The organism is Nonomuraea sp. NPDC026600 (assembly GCF_040638335.1).
GTDB lineage: Bacteria > Actinomycetota > Actinomycetes > Streptosporangiales > Streptosporangiaceae > Nonomuraea.
Window position 1 is genome coordinate 410,546 of record NZ_JBEZYD010000004.1, and the last position, 13,699, is coordinate 424,244.

General features: G+C 69.5%; 14 protein-coding genes. 7 read left to right on the forward strand and 7 right to left on the reverse strand.

The features are described 5' to 3' along the window. Nucleotides 1–194 precede the first annotated feature (194 nt). Entirely contained in the window at nt 195–1,019 is an 825-nt protein-coding gene (locus tag AB0F17_RS12175) for a fumarylacetoacetate hydrolase family protein (protein ID WP_358020411.1), read from the forward strand. Nucleotides 1,020–1,057: 38 nt separating this feature from the next. On the opposite strand, the gene AB0F17_RS12180 is transcribed toward AB0F17_RS12175, so the two are convergent. Further along, on the reverse strand, nt 1,058–2,035 hold the full coding sequence (locus AB0F17_RS12180; protein ID WP_358020414.1) for an endo alpha-1,4 polygalactosaminidase: 978 nt from the start codon (nt 2,033–2,035) through the stop codon (nt 1,058–1,060). 245 nt (nt 2,036–2,280) lie between these two features. Here AB0F17_RS12180 and AB0F17_RS12185 point away from each other — a divergent pair, with 245 nt between their 5' ends. From AB0F17_RS12185 to AB0F17_RS12195, 3 genes are read left to right on the forward strand one after another with little or no spacing between them, the layout of a single operon-like run. Continuing rightward, entirely contained in the window at nt 2,281–3,606 is a 1,326-nt protein-coding gene (locus AB0F17_RS12185) for an ABC transporter substrate-binding protein (protein WP_358020417.1), read from the forward strand. Beyond that, on the forward strand, nt 3,603–4,535 hold the full coding sequence (locus AB0F17_RS12190) for a sugar ABC transporter permease (protein WP_358020420.1): 933 nt from the start codon (nt 3,603–3,605) through the stop codon (nt 4,533–4,535). The genes AB0F17_RS12185 and AB0F17_RS12190 overlap by 4 nt, the downstream gene beginning before the upstream one ends. After that, a complete protein-coding gene (locus tag AB0F17_RS12195) occupies nt 4,532–5,350 on the forward strand; it encodes a carbohydrate ABC transporter permease (RefSeq protein WP_358020423.1) in 819 nt (272 codons plus the stop codon). The genes AB0F17_RS12190 and AB0F17_RS12195 overlap by 4 nt, the downstream gene beginning before the upstream one ends. Here the strand turns inward: AB0F17_RS12195 and AB0F17_RS12200 are convergent. After that, nucleotides 5,340–6,167: an SMP-30/gluconolactonase/LRE family protein gene (locus tag AB0F17_RS12200; RefSeq protein WP_358020426.1), complete on the reverse strand. Its 828-nt coding sequence runs from the start codon at nt 6,165–6,167 to the stop codon at nt 5,340–5,342. The genes AB0F17_RS12195 and AB0F17_RS12200 overlap by 11 nt on opposite strands. Before the next feature lie 79 nt (nt 6,168–6,246). After that, entirely contained in the window at nt 6,247–7,005 is a 759-nt protein-coding gene (locus AB0F17_RS12205) for an IclR family transcriptional regulator (RefSeq protein WP_358020429.1), read from the reverse strand. A 151-nt stretch (nt 7,006–7,156) separates the two neighbouring features. Between AB0F17_RS12205 and AB0F17_RS12210 the strand changes: the two genes are divergently transcribed. After that, entirely contained in the window at nt 7,157–8,005 is an 849-nt protein-coding gene (locus AB0F17_RS12210; protein WP_358020432.1) for an alpha/beta hydrolase, read from the forward strand. Here the strand turns inward: AB0F17_RS12210 and AB0F17_RS12215 are convergent. Next, on the reverse strand, nt 7,992–9,095 hold the full coding sequence (locus tag AB0F17_RS12215) for a sialidase family protein (RefSeq protein WP_358020435.1): 1,104 nt from the start codon (nt 9,093–9,095) through the stop codon (nt 7,992–7,994). The genes AB0F17_RS12210 and AB0F17_RS12215 overlap by 14 nt on opposite strands. A 394-nt stretch (nt 9,096–9,489) precedes the next feature. On the opposite strand from AB0F17_RS12215, the gene AB0F17_RS12220 reads away from it, so the two are divergent. Further along, nucleotides 9,490–10,320, forward strand: coding sequence for a sulfotransferase (locus AB0F17_RS12220; protein WP_358020438.1), 831 nt, complete (start codon nt 9,490–9,492; stop codon nt 10,318–10,320). Then, a complete protein-coding gene (locus AB0F17_RS12225) occupies nt 10,317–11,489 on the forward strand; it encodes a glycosyltransferase family 4 protein (RefSeq protein WP_358020441.1) in 1,173 nt (390 codons plus the stop codon). The genes AB0F17_RS12220 and AB0F17_RS12225 overlap by 4 nt, the downstream gene beginning before the upstream one ends. Here the strand turns inward: AB0F17_RS12225 and AB0F17_RS12230 are convergent. From AB0F17_RS12230 to AB0F17_RS12240, 3 genes are all read right to left on the reverse strand, one after another. Further along, a complete protein-coding gene (locus AB0F17_RS12230) occupies nt 11,486–11,890 on the reverse strand; it encodes a DUF1992 domain-containing protein (protein WP_358020444.1) in 405 nt (134 codons plus the stop codon). The genes AB0F17_RS12225 and AB0F17_RS12230 overlap by 4 nt on opposite strands. A gap of 16 nt (nt 11,891–11,906) precedes the next feature. Beyond that, the gene (gene folP, locus AB0F17_RS12235) at nt 11,907–12,785 is read right to left on the reverse strand and encodes a dihydropteroate synthase (RefSeq protein WP_358020447.1); all 879 of its coding nucleotides are present in this window, start codon (nt 12,783–12,785) and stop codon (nt 11,907–11,909) included. Nucleotides 12,786–13,045: 260 nt separating this feature from the next. Next, nucleotides 13,046–13,663 (reverse strand): WHG domain-containing protein, encoded by a 618-nt coding sequence (locus AB0F17_RS12240; RefSeq protein WP_358020450.1) that lies wholly within the window; start codon nt 13,661–13,663, stop codon nt 13,046–13,048. Nucleotides 13,664–13,699: the final 36 nt, after the last annotated feature.

Below are 13,699 nucleotides of genomic sequence, written 5' to 3' on the forward strand. Positions count from 1 at the left end.
CTCCTCTGTCGCGAGTCCGCTCCGAAGGTAGCATTGGTTCCGCCATACGCAGGGGCATTCTGCCATTCGGAAACTCAGCCGATCCCGGGCTGATGGTCTGGAATGTTCCAAAGACCCCTTGACACGTGCTCAGGGTTGCTGATGTCCTTTCATAGATTCGGAATTGCATTCTGTATAGCGGAATTGGAGCAGACATGAGACTCGGCACAGCACGGGTCGGCGAGACCCGGTTCGCCGCGGTGCAGCGCGATGAGCTCTGGTACGCCCTCGACGTCCCACCCGGCACCCCGATGCGAGCGGTACTGGCCGAGGGGCCCGACGAGATGCGGCGGCTTTCCGCTTCGGCGGCCCGGCCCCTGCCCGGCGCGGTGCCCGACGCGCCGGTACAGCCCGGCAAGATCGTGGCGATCGGGCTCAACTACCTCGACCACATCCGCGAGGCCGGCATGGACAAGCCGGCGCGGCCGCTGATGTTCGCCAAGTTCCCGTCCAGCGTGATCGGCCCCGGCGAGCCGATCGTCATCGACGGCGACCTGACCGAGCGGGTGGACTGGGAGGTCGAGCTGGCCGCCGTCATCGGGACGCCGCTGCGCCGCGCGAGCCCGCGGGAGGCGCTGGCCGGCGTGGCCGGTTACACCGTCGCCAACGACGTCTCGGCCCGCGACCTGCAGTTCGCCGACGGGCAGTGGACCCGCGGCAAGAGCCTGGACACCTTCTGCCCGCTGGGCCCGGCCATCGTGACGCCCGACGAGCTCGACGACCCGCAGTCGCTACGGCTGTGGACGACCGTCAACGGCGAGACCGTGCAGGACTCCAGCACCGCCGAGATGCTCTTCGGCATCGCCGAGCTGCTCGCCCACTGCTCGCGCGCCTTCACCCTCGATCCGGGCGACGTCGTGCTGACCGGCACGCCGTGGGGCTGCGGCGAGTTCATGGACCCGAGGCGCTCGCTCCGCTCCGGCGACACCGTCGAGGTGGGCGTCGAGGGCATCGGCACGCTGGCCAACCCGGTGGCGTGAAACGGTGGCCCCACCCTCGGCAGGGCCACCGCGCCTTGCTACCTACAGGGCTTGTAGGGCAGATCCTTGAGGGAGTAGTCCGTCGCCTTCTTGATGGCGTTGACGTTGAGCGTGGCCGCCTTGCCGCAGAACTTGGACGGCGAGGTCAGGTACTCCACCTGGAACACCGGCTTGCCCGCCTGGATGAACGGGGTGAGCTCGCCGCACTCGTCGAACTCGAAGCACTGCTCGTTGACCGCGTAGTCGAAGTCGCCCACCAGGTCGGACACCTGGGTGAGGTCGTTCTTCAGCGCCACCGACAGGCCCTTGGCATGGCCGATGGCGGCCAGCGCCCGGTTGAAGACGAGCTGGGTGGCCGGGGTGACCGTCCAACCGGTGACCGACTTGCCTTCTTCGTGGGCGTTCACCACGTCGAACTCGACGCCGTCGAACCCGGCCTGGACGCACTTGCCGACCCGGGCCGTCATCATCGACAGCAGGAAGTCGCGCTGGCCCTGGTCGTTGTTGATGTTGGCCCAGCGCTCGTTCGGGAACTCGTCGCTGAACGGCTTGCCCAGCAGGGAGTTGCCGTGGGCGTTGTCCCAGTCGACGAACGTCTGGTAATCGGGCCGGAAGTCCTCGATCGACCCGGCGTCGACGTAGCAGATCGCCTTGGCGCCCTTCGCGTGGATGGCGGTGACGGCGGCGGTGTTGAGCGTGGAGTTGTCGCCCACCACGTCGGCGTCCGCGTAGAGGTCGATGTCGAACACGGTCGGCTTCACGCAGGCGCCGCCGGTCTGCGGGACCTGGCAGATGTCGACGTTGACGCCGCCGGTCGAGGGGTACGCGGAGTTGCCCTGGAGCTGGTACTGCCAGCGGCTCCGCAGCGGCGGCTGCCAGACCGCCACGCGTGCGGCGGTCCCGGAGGCGGTGGCCGAGGCGTCGGCCGACGCGGCGGCGCCGAGGGCCATCACCGGGGCGACGACCAGGGCCGCGGCCACGGCGGACCGGGTGAAGAGCGATCGCATGTTGGCCATACATTCACCTTCTATTCCGAATAGCGGAATGTTATTCCGACACCAAGGAAATCGGGCAAGATCGTACCTTGTCAATCTTGTCTCGATATCGAGATTTCCGCATAAAAGGCATACAACGTCGAGCAAGCTGCCCCACCAGCACTTTCCGTATAGCGGAATGCTAGTCTGTATCGTGGATAGGTGGCTATACTCACCGCACGCAGTGGGCCTCATGCCCGCCGTGCTCTGTGGAGGGAAAGAGCCCCATGGCACGCATCGTCTTCATCGGCGCCGGCCGCGCCGGAAACAGCAGAAACGTCCTGGCCGCCCTGGCGGCCGTCGCCCTGATCGCGACCGGCTGCGGCTCGGCCGCCGAGGAACAGGCGACCGGTCCGGTGCAGCTCACCATCTGGCACGGCCAGACGGACGCCGCCGCCAAGTCGATCGAGAAGCTGGTGACCCGGTTCAACCAGGGCCACCCCGAGATCAAGGTGAACATCGAGCCCGGGGCTGCGACCGCCGACGGCATGCTGCCCAAGCTCACCGCCGCCCTCACCTCCGACGCCTATCCCGACATCGCCTATCTCTACGGCTCCTGGGCGCCCAACCTCGCCAGGAACCCGAAGACGGCCGACCTCACGGAGTACACGAAGGACCCGGCCGTCGGCTGGGCGGACTTCTGGCCCAGCGAGCGGGCGGCGGCCACCGTCGAGGGCAAGGTCGTCGGCTTCCCGGCGGTGGTCGACAACATGGTGGTCCTGTACAACAAGAAACTGCTGGCCAAGGCCGGGGTCGAGGCGCCGAGGCCCGACTGGACCTGGGACGACTTCCGGGCGATCGCCAAGAAGACCACCGACGCCGCGTCAGGCACCTTCGGCACCACCTGGGCGATCAGCGGCGGCGAGGAGGCCGTCTGGGGCCTGTGGCCGCTGATCTGGCAGGCGGGCGGCGACGTGCTCTCCCCCGACCGCAAGAAGGCCGTCTTCAACTCCGCCGCCGGGCAGCAGGCGCTCGGCCTGCTCCGCGGCATGGCGGTCGACGACAAGTCGCTCTACCTCGACTCCAGCCCGGCCGAGAAGGGTCAGAAGCTGTTCGAGTCGGGACGGCTCGGCATGTTCCTGTCCGGCCCTTGGGTGCTGCCCGACCTGCAGACCGCCAAGGTCGACTATGGCGTCGCCCAGCTCCCCGGCACGAACGGCAACCACGAGACGGTCTCGGGACCCGACAACTGGGTGGTGTTCAAGCACGACGAGCGGCGCGTCAAGGCCGCCGCCACGTTCCTGACCTGGCTGACCGCGGCCGACCAGCAACTCGAATGGATGAAGGACACCGGCTCGCTGCCCATCCGCGAGTCCATCGCCAAGCTGCCCGGTTACCAGGACTACCTCAAGAAATATCCGGGGATCGAGGTGATCTCCGCGAACCTGGCCAACGCCAAGCGGGTCAGGCCGCCGACGACCAGATATCCGCGGGTGTCGGCCTTCGTGGCCGAGGCCATCGCGGAGACCCTGCTCGGCAAGGCCGACGCCAAGACGGCCCTGGACGAGGCGGCGGCCAAGGCCGATGCGGCGCTCGCCGTACCAGGGTCATGAACAGCACCGCGCCGGCCCTGAGCCGGGCGGCCACCGGTCACCGGCAGCCGCGTGACCGCCGCAGGCTCGCCGACAACGTCGCCGGCTGGTCCTTCGCGGGCCCCGCCTCGCTGATCATCCTCGGCTTCTCGCTGATCCCCATGGTGTGGGCGCTCGCGCTGTCCTTCACCGACTCCGACCTGCAGTCCCCGGGACAGAACGTGGGGCTGGCGAACTACCGGGCGCTGGTCGCGGACCCCGTCTTCTTCCAGGCGCTGCGCAACACCGGGCTGCTCGTCGTGCTCTACATCCCGGCGTCGCTGATCGCGGGCCTGCTCGTGGCGGTGCTGCTGAACCGGAAGGTACGCGGGATCGGGTTCTACCGGACCTGCTTCCTGGTGCCCTACATCGCCTCGGCGACCTCGGCCGGGCTGCTGATGGGCTACATCTTCGACCGCGACTTCGGGATGATGAACGGGCTGTTGGTCAAGCTCGGGCTGCCGATGCAGGGGTTGCTGAGCAGCCCTTCGCAGGCCATGTACGTGCTCACGCTGATCTTCTTCTGGACCCGGTTCGGGTTCGCGGTGGTGATCTATCTGGCCGCCATCCAGGAGATCAACAAGGAGATCCTGGAGGCGGCCTCGATCGACGGGGCGAGCCGGTGGACCACGTTCCGGCACATCATCGTGCCGTCCGTACGGCCGATGACGGTCTTCCTCACGATCTGGGGTGTGATCGACGCGCTGCAGTTCTTCGACCTGGTCATGACCACGACCAAGGGCGGACCGGCCAACGCGACCGTGACGATCGTCTACTACATCTGGCAGCTCGCCTTCACCTACTTCACCGCCGGGTACGGCGCGGCCGTGGCGTACGTGCTGTTCGTCGGCACCCTCGTGCTGATCGTCGCCGGCTTCCTGATCGCCCGCAGAAGGGGGGCCATCGCGTGAAGAAGCTGCGTCTGCCCAGCAAGTGGCATCTGGTGCTGCTGCCGATGTCCGTGGTGACCGTGCTGCCGTTCGTCTGGATGATCCTCAGCTCGGTGATGACCCAGGGTGAGCTCAACCGGTTCCCGCCGCCGTTCTGGCCGGAGGGCATCGACCTGGGTGGCTACCGCACGGTGCTCAACGGCTCGAACTTCCCCCGCTGGTTCCTCAACAGCGTGATCGTGTCGGGCGCCATCGTGCTGGCCCAGCTCGCGCTCTGCAGCCTCGCGGGCTACGCGTTCGCCAGGATCAGGTTCGTCGGCTCCCGGATCACGCTGGTCCTGGTCATCGCCACCGCACTGATCCCCTTCCAGCTCACGGTGATCCCGACGTTCCTGATCTTCAACAAGGTGGGGCTGACCGACACGCTGGGCGCGCTCATCGTGCCGCAGCTCAGCTCGGCGGTGGGCATCTTCCTGATGACGTCGTTCTTCCAGTCGTTCCCGAGGGAGCTGGAGGAGGCCGCGCGGATCGACGGCTGCTCGCGCTTCGCGGTGTTCTTCAAGGTGGTGCTCCCGGTGGCCAGGCCGGCGCTGGCCGCGCTGGCCGTCATCACGTTCATCACCGCCTGGAACGATCTTTTCTGGCCGGTGGTGGTGATCAACTCGGACGCCAACTACACCGTGCAGGTGGGGTTGACGTCGTTCCAGGGCCAGCATCGGGCCGACTGGCCGGCGATCATGGCGGGCACGGTGCTGACGACGCTGCCGGTGCTGGGCGTGTTCCTGTTCGGCCAGCGCCGGTTCGTCCAGGCGCTGACCGGGGCGGTCAAGGGCTGAGGTCGCGGTACGGGTTGGCGGGCAGGCCGGTGAACGAGGTGCGCCGGCGCCACAGCTCGCCGCCCGTGCTGCCGTCCCACGCGGTGGTGACGTACAGGATGTCGAGGTCGGGGCCGCCGAAGGCGCAGCTCGTCACGTTGGTGGCGGGCACCTCGACCGTCAGGTCGAGCCGGCCGTCGGGCCGCAGGCGGACGACCTTGCCGCCGCCCCACAGCGCCACCCACACGTGGCCCGACGCGTCGACCGTGAGGCCGTCGGGCTGCGGGAGCACCGCGAACATCCGGCGGTCCGCGACCTGGCCGGTCGCCGGGTCGTAGTCGAAGACGTCCACCCGGTCGGTGACCGTGTCGACGTAGTAGAGCAGCCGTTCGTCGGGGCTCCACGCGACGCCGTTGGAGATCGAGACGCCGTCGACGACCCGCTCGCTGCGCCGGTCGGGGCCGAGGCGGTAGAGCGCGCCCGCGCCGGGGGTGTCGTCCTGGGCCATGGTCCCGGCGAAGAACCGGCCCGCGCGGTCGCACGCGCCGTCGTTCATCCGGTTCCCCGGCCGCTCGGCCGCCGTCACGGGCGCGACGACGGTCAGCGCCCCATCGTGTACGGCGAAGCCGTCCCTGACGGCGAGCGCCAGCCCACCGGAGGCGCGCGGCACCGCCACGCCCACCGGCTGCCCCACGTCGATCGACTCGTGCGAGCCGTCGGCGGGGTCGAGCCGGTGCACCAGGCCCGCCGGGATGTCCACCCACAGCAGCGTCCCCGTCCGCTCGTCCCAGCGCGGCCCCTCACCCAGCCGCGCGTGCGGTACGGGCACGACCTCCATCGCCACTCCTTTGTTCCGCATGTCAGAACGCCATTCCAAACTCCCAGCAGATCATCAGGAAGATCGGGCTGTCAACCCGTCAGACCTGCTCGTCCACCGCCCGCCGCAGGGTGTGGCCCACCTCTTCCAGCCGGGCCGGTGACATCCTGTCCTTGATCGCGGTCACGCTCACCGCCGCGACCGGAGCCGTCCGCCCCAGGAAGAGCGGGGCGGCCACGCAGCGCACGCCGGGCTCGTTCTCCTCCAGGTCGAGCGCGTAGCCGCGCTGCCGGACCTGGTCGAGGTGGGTGGCCAGCTTGGCCGGGTTCGTGATCGTGTTGCGGGTCCTGGTCGCGAGCGGGCCGTAGCGCTCCGCCCACGCCTTGATCGCCTCGTCGGTCGGGTATGTCCAGGCCAGCAGCGCCTTGCCCACGCCCGTGCAGTGGGCCGCGTTGCGCCCGCCGACCACGGAGGTCATCGTGATCGACCGCACCGCCTCGACCTTGTCGAGGTAGACGACCTCGCCGCCGTCCAGCATGGCCATGTGCACCGTCTCGGTGAACTCCTCGCTCAGGCGCAGCAGCAACGGGCGCACCAGCGTGCGCAGGTCCATGCTCTCGTAGAACCTGAAGGCCGTGGCGAGCATCTCGGTGCCGAGGAAGTACGGCCCGCTGGGCTCCGGCTGCGCGGCGAACCCACGGTGCTTGAGCGCGCCGAGCAGCCGGTGGAGCGAGCTCTTCGGCAGGCCGAGCCGGGTGGCCAGCTCGTCGAGCGTCACCCCCCGGCTGTGCTTGCCGATCTCCTGGAGGATCAGCAGGGCGCGGTCGACGCTGCCCACCGGTGACTGGGTCTCGGCCATGAGCACTCCTAGCAAATTCCGAATAATGGAATGCTTGAGCGTACTGCGGAATCAGTCCATCGTCCAAGTCCGCCGTGCCATCTCCTTACGCCATAAGCTATTGTACGAGACGTATTGGTTTACGGCGTATGGAGTTAGAAGGAGAGCCCCGATGCCCGAGGCGAAACTGCACGACGGAAGCACCATCGAGCTGGCGGTCCACGGCCAGGGCCCGACGCTGCTGCTGCCGGTCAACCCGGTGCCGGTCGAAGGCGCCCAGGCCGACGCGATGCGCGAGTGGGGCGTCGACCCCGCACTCGGCCGGTCCCTCATCGACGGCCTGGCGGACGCCTTCAGGGTGGTCGCCTTCGACTACGAGGGCCACGTCATGTCCACCCCCAAGCCGGACACCCTGACCCCGGCCAACATCGCCGCCGACCTGCTCGCGGTGGCCGACGCCGTGGACGCGGCCCGGTTCACCTACTACGGCTACTCGTGGCTCGCGCTCAGCGGGTTGCAGCTCGCGATCAGGACCGACCGGCTGTCGGCGCTCGTCATGGGCGGCTTCCCGCCGCTCGGCGGACCGTACACGGAGATGCTCCGCGTGACCATGGTCACCCACGAGATGTCCGGCCAGAGCCCCGCGCCGCAACAGAAGAAGGAGCCGACGGAGGCATACGACTGGGACTCCGTCGAGGTCACCCTGACGGAGGCCCAGACCCGGCAGTTCGTCACGCTCTACGAGGGGCTGCGGGGTTTCGACGACCAGGCGGCGCAGGCGAGCCTGAACTGCCCGCGCCTGTGCTTCGCGGGCTCGGCCGACAAGATCGAGTACAGCGAGCGGTGGGGCGGTGTGACCGTGGACATCGCCGGACCGGTCGTCGACCGGCGGGCCGAGCTCGAATCGCTCGGCTGGGAGGTGCGTGTGCTCGACGGCCTCGACCACACGCAGGCGATGCAGGCCCCCAACGTCCTGCCGATCCTGCGGCCCTGGCTCGAGAGCCGGGTCACGGGGTCGTGAGCTCACCGATGGGGACGCGGCGGAAGGCGATGGTGAAGTAGGGGCTGGTGTCACCCGTCTCGTACAGCAGCCCGACCGTGGCCGCGTCCACCCTGACCAGGTCCGAGTAGGCCGCGGGCAGACCCGACACCGTGTGCACGGCCCGCCAGGTGACGCCGCCGTCCGTGCTCGCCCGCACCGTCATCACCGCCCTGGCGTCGGGCGCCCCTGGGGCGGAGAACAGCAGGACATCCGGCGCGTCCCATTGCAGCACGCTGCCCTCCACGACCGGGCAGACCAGCCCGGCCTGCGGGCGGAACGGGACGCCGAGCGTCTGACCGCCGTCGGCCGAGTAGGCGTCGGCCCGGTTGCCGGGAGCGGTGGAGTCGGTGCGGGAGTTGACGTAGACCCGGCCGTCCGGCAGCTCGGTGGCCGTGGACTCGTTGATGTTGAGGTAGCCGTCGGGGTTGTCGTCGACGTACCCGATGCGCCACGAGGCACCGCCGTCGTCACTCAGCAGGGCGTGACCGCCGTTGTACTTGCCCTCCGTGCCGTTGTCGGCGCCGGCCGGGGGCAGCGAGTGGTTGGCGGCGACCACGATGCGGCCCGCGTGCGGCCCGCGCCCGAGCTCGAGCGCGTGGCCGGGGCCGGTGGCGTACCAGCGCCACTTCGGCTGCTTCACGCTGGAGGTGATCTCGCGGGGCGCCGACCAGGTGACGCCGTCGTCGTCGCTCGACTGGACGTACACGCGACGGCCGTCGGCGGCGGCGACCTGCCCGCGCCTGATCTTCTCCTCGGTGGCCGCGGGCCCGTTGCGCACGAACACCAGGACGATCCGTCCGTCGCGGGTCACGACGGGAGCGGGGTTGCCCGCGGTGCCCCGGTGCGGTTCCGTGGCGACCACCCGCGGCCCGTCCCACGTGGCACCGCCGTCGGCCGACCTCTTGAGCACGATGTCGATGTGGCCCGAATCGCCGGCCGAGCCGTGCCGCCCCTCGGCGAACGCCAGGATCGTGCCTGCCCGGGTCACCACCGCCGCCGGGATCCGGAACGTGTGGTAGCCGTCGCTGCCCGCCCGGTAGGGCACCGATGTGGGGTAATCGTGCGCCATCGGGTTCCTCCTCGTCCGCCTGCGCGGGTCCCGCCCGCGGATGCGACCCTATGGCGCGTACGTACGTTCGCCGGGCCCGCTCACCTGCCCGCCCACAGGCGATCATCCGCTGCTGCACCGGAGTTAACGCGCTCTTCACCACCCCGCCCACCGCACAAAACCACCGGCCCGGTGCCCGCGGTGCGGACATCGGGCCGGTATTGGCCGCCGGACGTTCAGTCGTCCCAGAGGGACCCGCCGGCGTCGCCGCGGTTAGGGCCGCATCAGCGATCTTGCTTGATTACTTTAAGTAATAGTCGATTCCCTGTCAGGGAACGCCACGCCCATACCCGCGTAACTCTCTGAGCGCCCGCTGCCAGCCAATTGCCAGGAACGCTGGGTAACCTCCAAGCGCATGACCTGGCAGCACAAGTTCAACGAGGCGCTCGGCAAATACGCCGGCGTCCAGTTCTCGCGGGTCAGAAAGGCGGCTCCGGAGAGCCCGGCGAGGCCGCCCGCCGACCCCGCCGACAGGCTGCTGAGCGAGCCGGTGTTCATCCTGTCGCCGGTCAGATCGGGCTCCACCCTGCTGCGCTCGATGCTCGACGCTCACTCCCTGATCCACGCCCCGCACGAGCCGCACGTGCGCCGGCTCGCGGTCGAGTTCGGGACGTCGCTGGCGGAGCGGTCGATGACGGCGCTCGGTCACAACCGGTGCGATCTTGAGCATCTGCTCTGGGACCGGGTGCTCCACCGCGAGCTGGTCCGCAGCGGCAAGCGGCACATCGTGGACAAGACCCCGGCCAACGCCTTCGCCTACCAGCGCATCGCCACCTGCTGGCCCGACGCGCGCTTCATCTTCCTGCTGCGCCATCCCGCCTCCATCGCCGCCTCCTGGCACGAGGCCGACCCGGGCAAACGCGACCGCGAACAGGCCGCCGCCGACGCCCTGCGCTACATGAAGGCGGTCCAGCGGGCCAGGAAGAGGCTCACCGGCCTGACCGTGCGCTACGAAGACCTGACCGCGGCCCCCGAGCGCGAGACGAGATCCATCTGCGAGTTCCTGAGCCTCCCCTGGGAGCAGGCGATGCTCGCCTACGGCCGGCCCGGCGTGCTCAAGAAGGGCCTCGGGGACTGGCAGGACAAGATCCGCTCCGGCAGCGTGCAGCCGGGCCGCGACCTTCCCGCACCTGAGGAGGTGCCCGAGACGCTCCGGGCGATGTGCCGGAGCTGGGGATATTCATGAAGATCCGTTATCTGCTGCTGCATGCCTACGGTCAGGGCGGCACGATCCGAACCGTGATCACCCAGGCCAACGCCATGGCCGCGCTCGGGCACGAGGTGGAGATCGCCAGTGCCGTGCGGCGGAAGGACAAGCCGCGATTCCACGTCGATCCCCGGGTGACGCTGGTGCCCCTGGCCGACCAGCGTGACGGCGTCCCGGCCGACTCGCTGGGCCGCAAGCTGTGGCGGAGGATGCGCGGCAAGATCGTGCCCTTCGGGGAGTTCGCCGCCGACCACTTCACCGAACGCGTGGAGAAGGCGGTCATCGACTACGTCTCGGGCCTCGAAGGCGGCATCCTGGTCACGACCCGGCCCGCGCTCAACCTGATCTCCGCCCGCCGTACCCCCAAGAGCGTCATATGCGTCGCCCAGGACCACATGAACCTGAGCGCCTACCCCGAGACGATCAAGCGGGAGATCGCCCGCTACTACGGCCGGTTCGACGCGATCGTCGTGCTGACCAGGACGAACCAGGTCGAGTACCGCATCCTGCTGCCCGGCACGCCCATCGTGCGCATCCCCAACGCGGTGCACACGACAGGGCCGGTCTCCAAGCAGGTGAACCCGGTCGTGGTGGCGGCCGGGCGGCTGGTCAAGCAGAAGGGCTTCGACCTGCTCATCCCGGCCTTCCAGAAGGCGGCGGAGCGGCATCCCGACTGGCGGCTGCGCGTCTACGGCGGCGGCCCCAGGAAGGCCGAGCTCGTCGCGCTCATCTCCGAGCTCGGTCTGCAGGACCGGGTGCAGCTGATGGGCCGGACGGATCGCCTGGAGGAGGAGCTGGCCGGGGCCTCGATCTACGCGCTCTCGTCCCGCTTCGAGGGGCTGCCGATGGTGATGATCGAGGCGATGGGGCACGGGCTGCCGGTCGCTGCGTTCGACTGCCCCACCGGTCCGGCCGATGTGCTCACCTCGGGCAAGAACGGGCTGCTGGTGCCGCCGGAGGACGTCGGCGGGCTGGCCCGCGCCCTCGACCGGCTGATGTCCGACAAGGCGCTGCGGCTGCGGATGGGCGCGGCGGCCAAGCGGACGGCCGGGAACTACGAGGCCGACTCGGTGATGCCCTTATGGGAGGACCTGTTCGCCGAGTTGCTGAGCCGCGAGCCCATCAACGACAGCTACTGGACCCGCTAACGGCCCTGACGGTCCCGCCACTCGGAGACGACGCGCTCGACGTCGTAGGGCATCAGGTTGAGCGGCGGGCCCTGCAGTCCGGTCCTGATGGCCTCGCGGATCCTGAGGTTGATCTCCTCGACGATCCGCCGCGCCTCGGTCTCCGACCTGGCGCCCGCGGCTTCGGCGAGCGCCTCCTCCGCGGACTTGCGCAGGGCGAGCGTCGGGGGCAGCGGCATCGACAGGCCCTCGCTGCGCACCTTCTGCTTGATCCACCACATCTCGTCGTACGGCTTGTCGAGATCGGGAAGGGGTTTGCCCGCACCGGGCAGGTTGTCGAACTCGCCGCGCTCGGTCGCCTCGCGGATCTGCCGGTCGATCCACGACTCGAAGCTCATCCCGCCCGGTTTGCGCTCTGTCATGTGAGGCCCTCCACTTTCACAGGTTATGACGGGGCGCGATCGGCGCGCGCCAGCCGAGGATGGCCTCGGTCATCCGCACGGCCGCGACCGTGGCGGGCACGTCGTGCACGCGGAGGATCCGGGCGCCCCGCAGCACCGCGATCACGTTCGCGGCGATCGTGCCCTCCATCCGCTCGTCCTGCGGGCGGTCGAGGGTCTCGCCGATGAAGTCCTTGTTCGACAGGGCGACCACGGTGGGGTAGCCGATCGAGGTGATCTCGTCGAGCCTGCGCGTGAGCTCCAGTGACTGGAAGGTGTTCTTGTTCAGGTCGTGCCCGGGATCGATGATGATCCGCTCGGCGTGGATGCCGGCGTCGAGCGCGAACCGGACCCGCTCGCGCAGGAAGGCCGCGACCTCCGCCACGACGTCGCCGTACGACGGCCTGGCGACCGCCTTCCCCGGGCCGCCGAGGCTGTGGGTCACGATCACGGTCGCGCCGCTCTCCGCCGCGACCCGCGCCATGCCGGGCTCGCGCAGCCCGTTGGTGTCGTTGATGACGTCGGCCCCGGCCGCCAGGGCCGCCTCCGCCACTTCGGCGCGGTGGGTGTCGACCGAGATGACGGCGTCCGTCGCGCCCCGGATCCCGGCGATGACGGGGACCACCCGGTCGATCTCCTCGCCGACGCCGATCCCGTCCTGATCCGCGCTGAACGCGAACCCGCCGACGTCCACCCAGTCGGCACCCGCCGCGACCGCCGCCCGCGCCGCCTCGACGGCTCTGGCGAGCTCGAACGTCCGGCCCTTGTCGTGGAAGGAGTTGGGCGTCCTGTTCACGATCGCCATGATGGCCACCTGGCGCGCGAAGTCGAACTCGCGGCGGCCGATGCGCCGGACCGGGATGAGGATGTCGCTCACGTTGATGCACTCTCCAGGAGATTCGCCCGGCGATCGGTGGACCGTACGATCACGGGCAGCACCTTGGCCGCCTCCGCGAGCCGGGCCACGAGCGCCGCGTCTATCGCCATCTCCCCAGTATCAAGCCTCAGGTGTCACACACCGGCCAGGGCGGGTGGCGGCACTTTCAGAATCTTCGAAATACTCGACAAAGACCCCCTGACCACCCCAAACTTACCTGGCAGGGGAGCTCGCGACGGGGGCCGTCACCGCCGCTCCCATCAGGTCGGCCGAGGCCCACTCTCCCAAACGGCGGTGGCCCCCGTGGACAGCGCGGTGGCCTCCATGGTCTTGGTCACCAGCGCGTCCACCAGCCAGGCGAAGCTCTCGTCCGCCGGGACCCGCAGCGCGAACAGCCCGGCCGCCTCCAGCGCGCAGAACCCCTGGACCGCGCTGCCGATGCCCCGGGCGGCGTGCACCCGGTCGGCTCCGGTCAGCGAGCCGACGGCCAGGATGTCGGTGGTGACGGCCGCGGCCTCGTCGGCGGCGATGCGTACCTCATCGTCGTCGTAGCCGTCCACCGCGAAAGTGGTGGCCGCGTACAGGGCCGGGTGCTCGCGTGCATATGCTCGCTGGGCGTGGGCAAGAGCACGCAAGGCATCGGCCCCCGACCGGCCGGTGGCGGCGCGGCGGCAGCGGTCGGCGAGGTCGCGGTGGCCCTTGACGGACAGGGCGATCCGCAGGTCACGCAGCCCGCCGGGCAGGTGGACGTACAGGCTGGGCGCCGCCACGCCCAGGTGGCGGGCCAGGGCACTGATGGACAGCGCGTCGATGCCGTGCTCGTCGGCATAGGCGATCGCGCCGTCTATCGTTGTTTGCCGCGTTAGTCTCTTACGCATCGTCCGCCCCGCTACCTAATGCCTATAGGATGAATC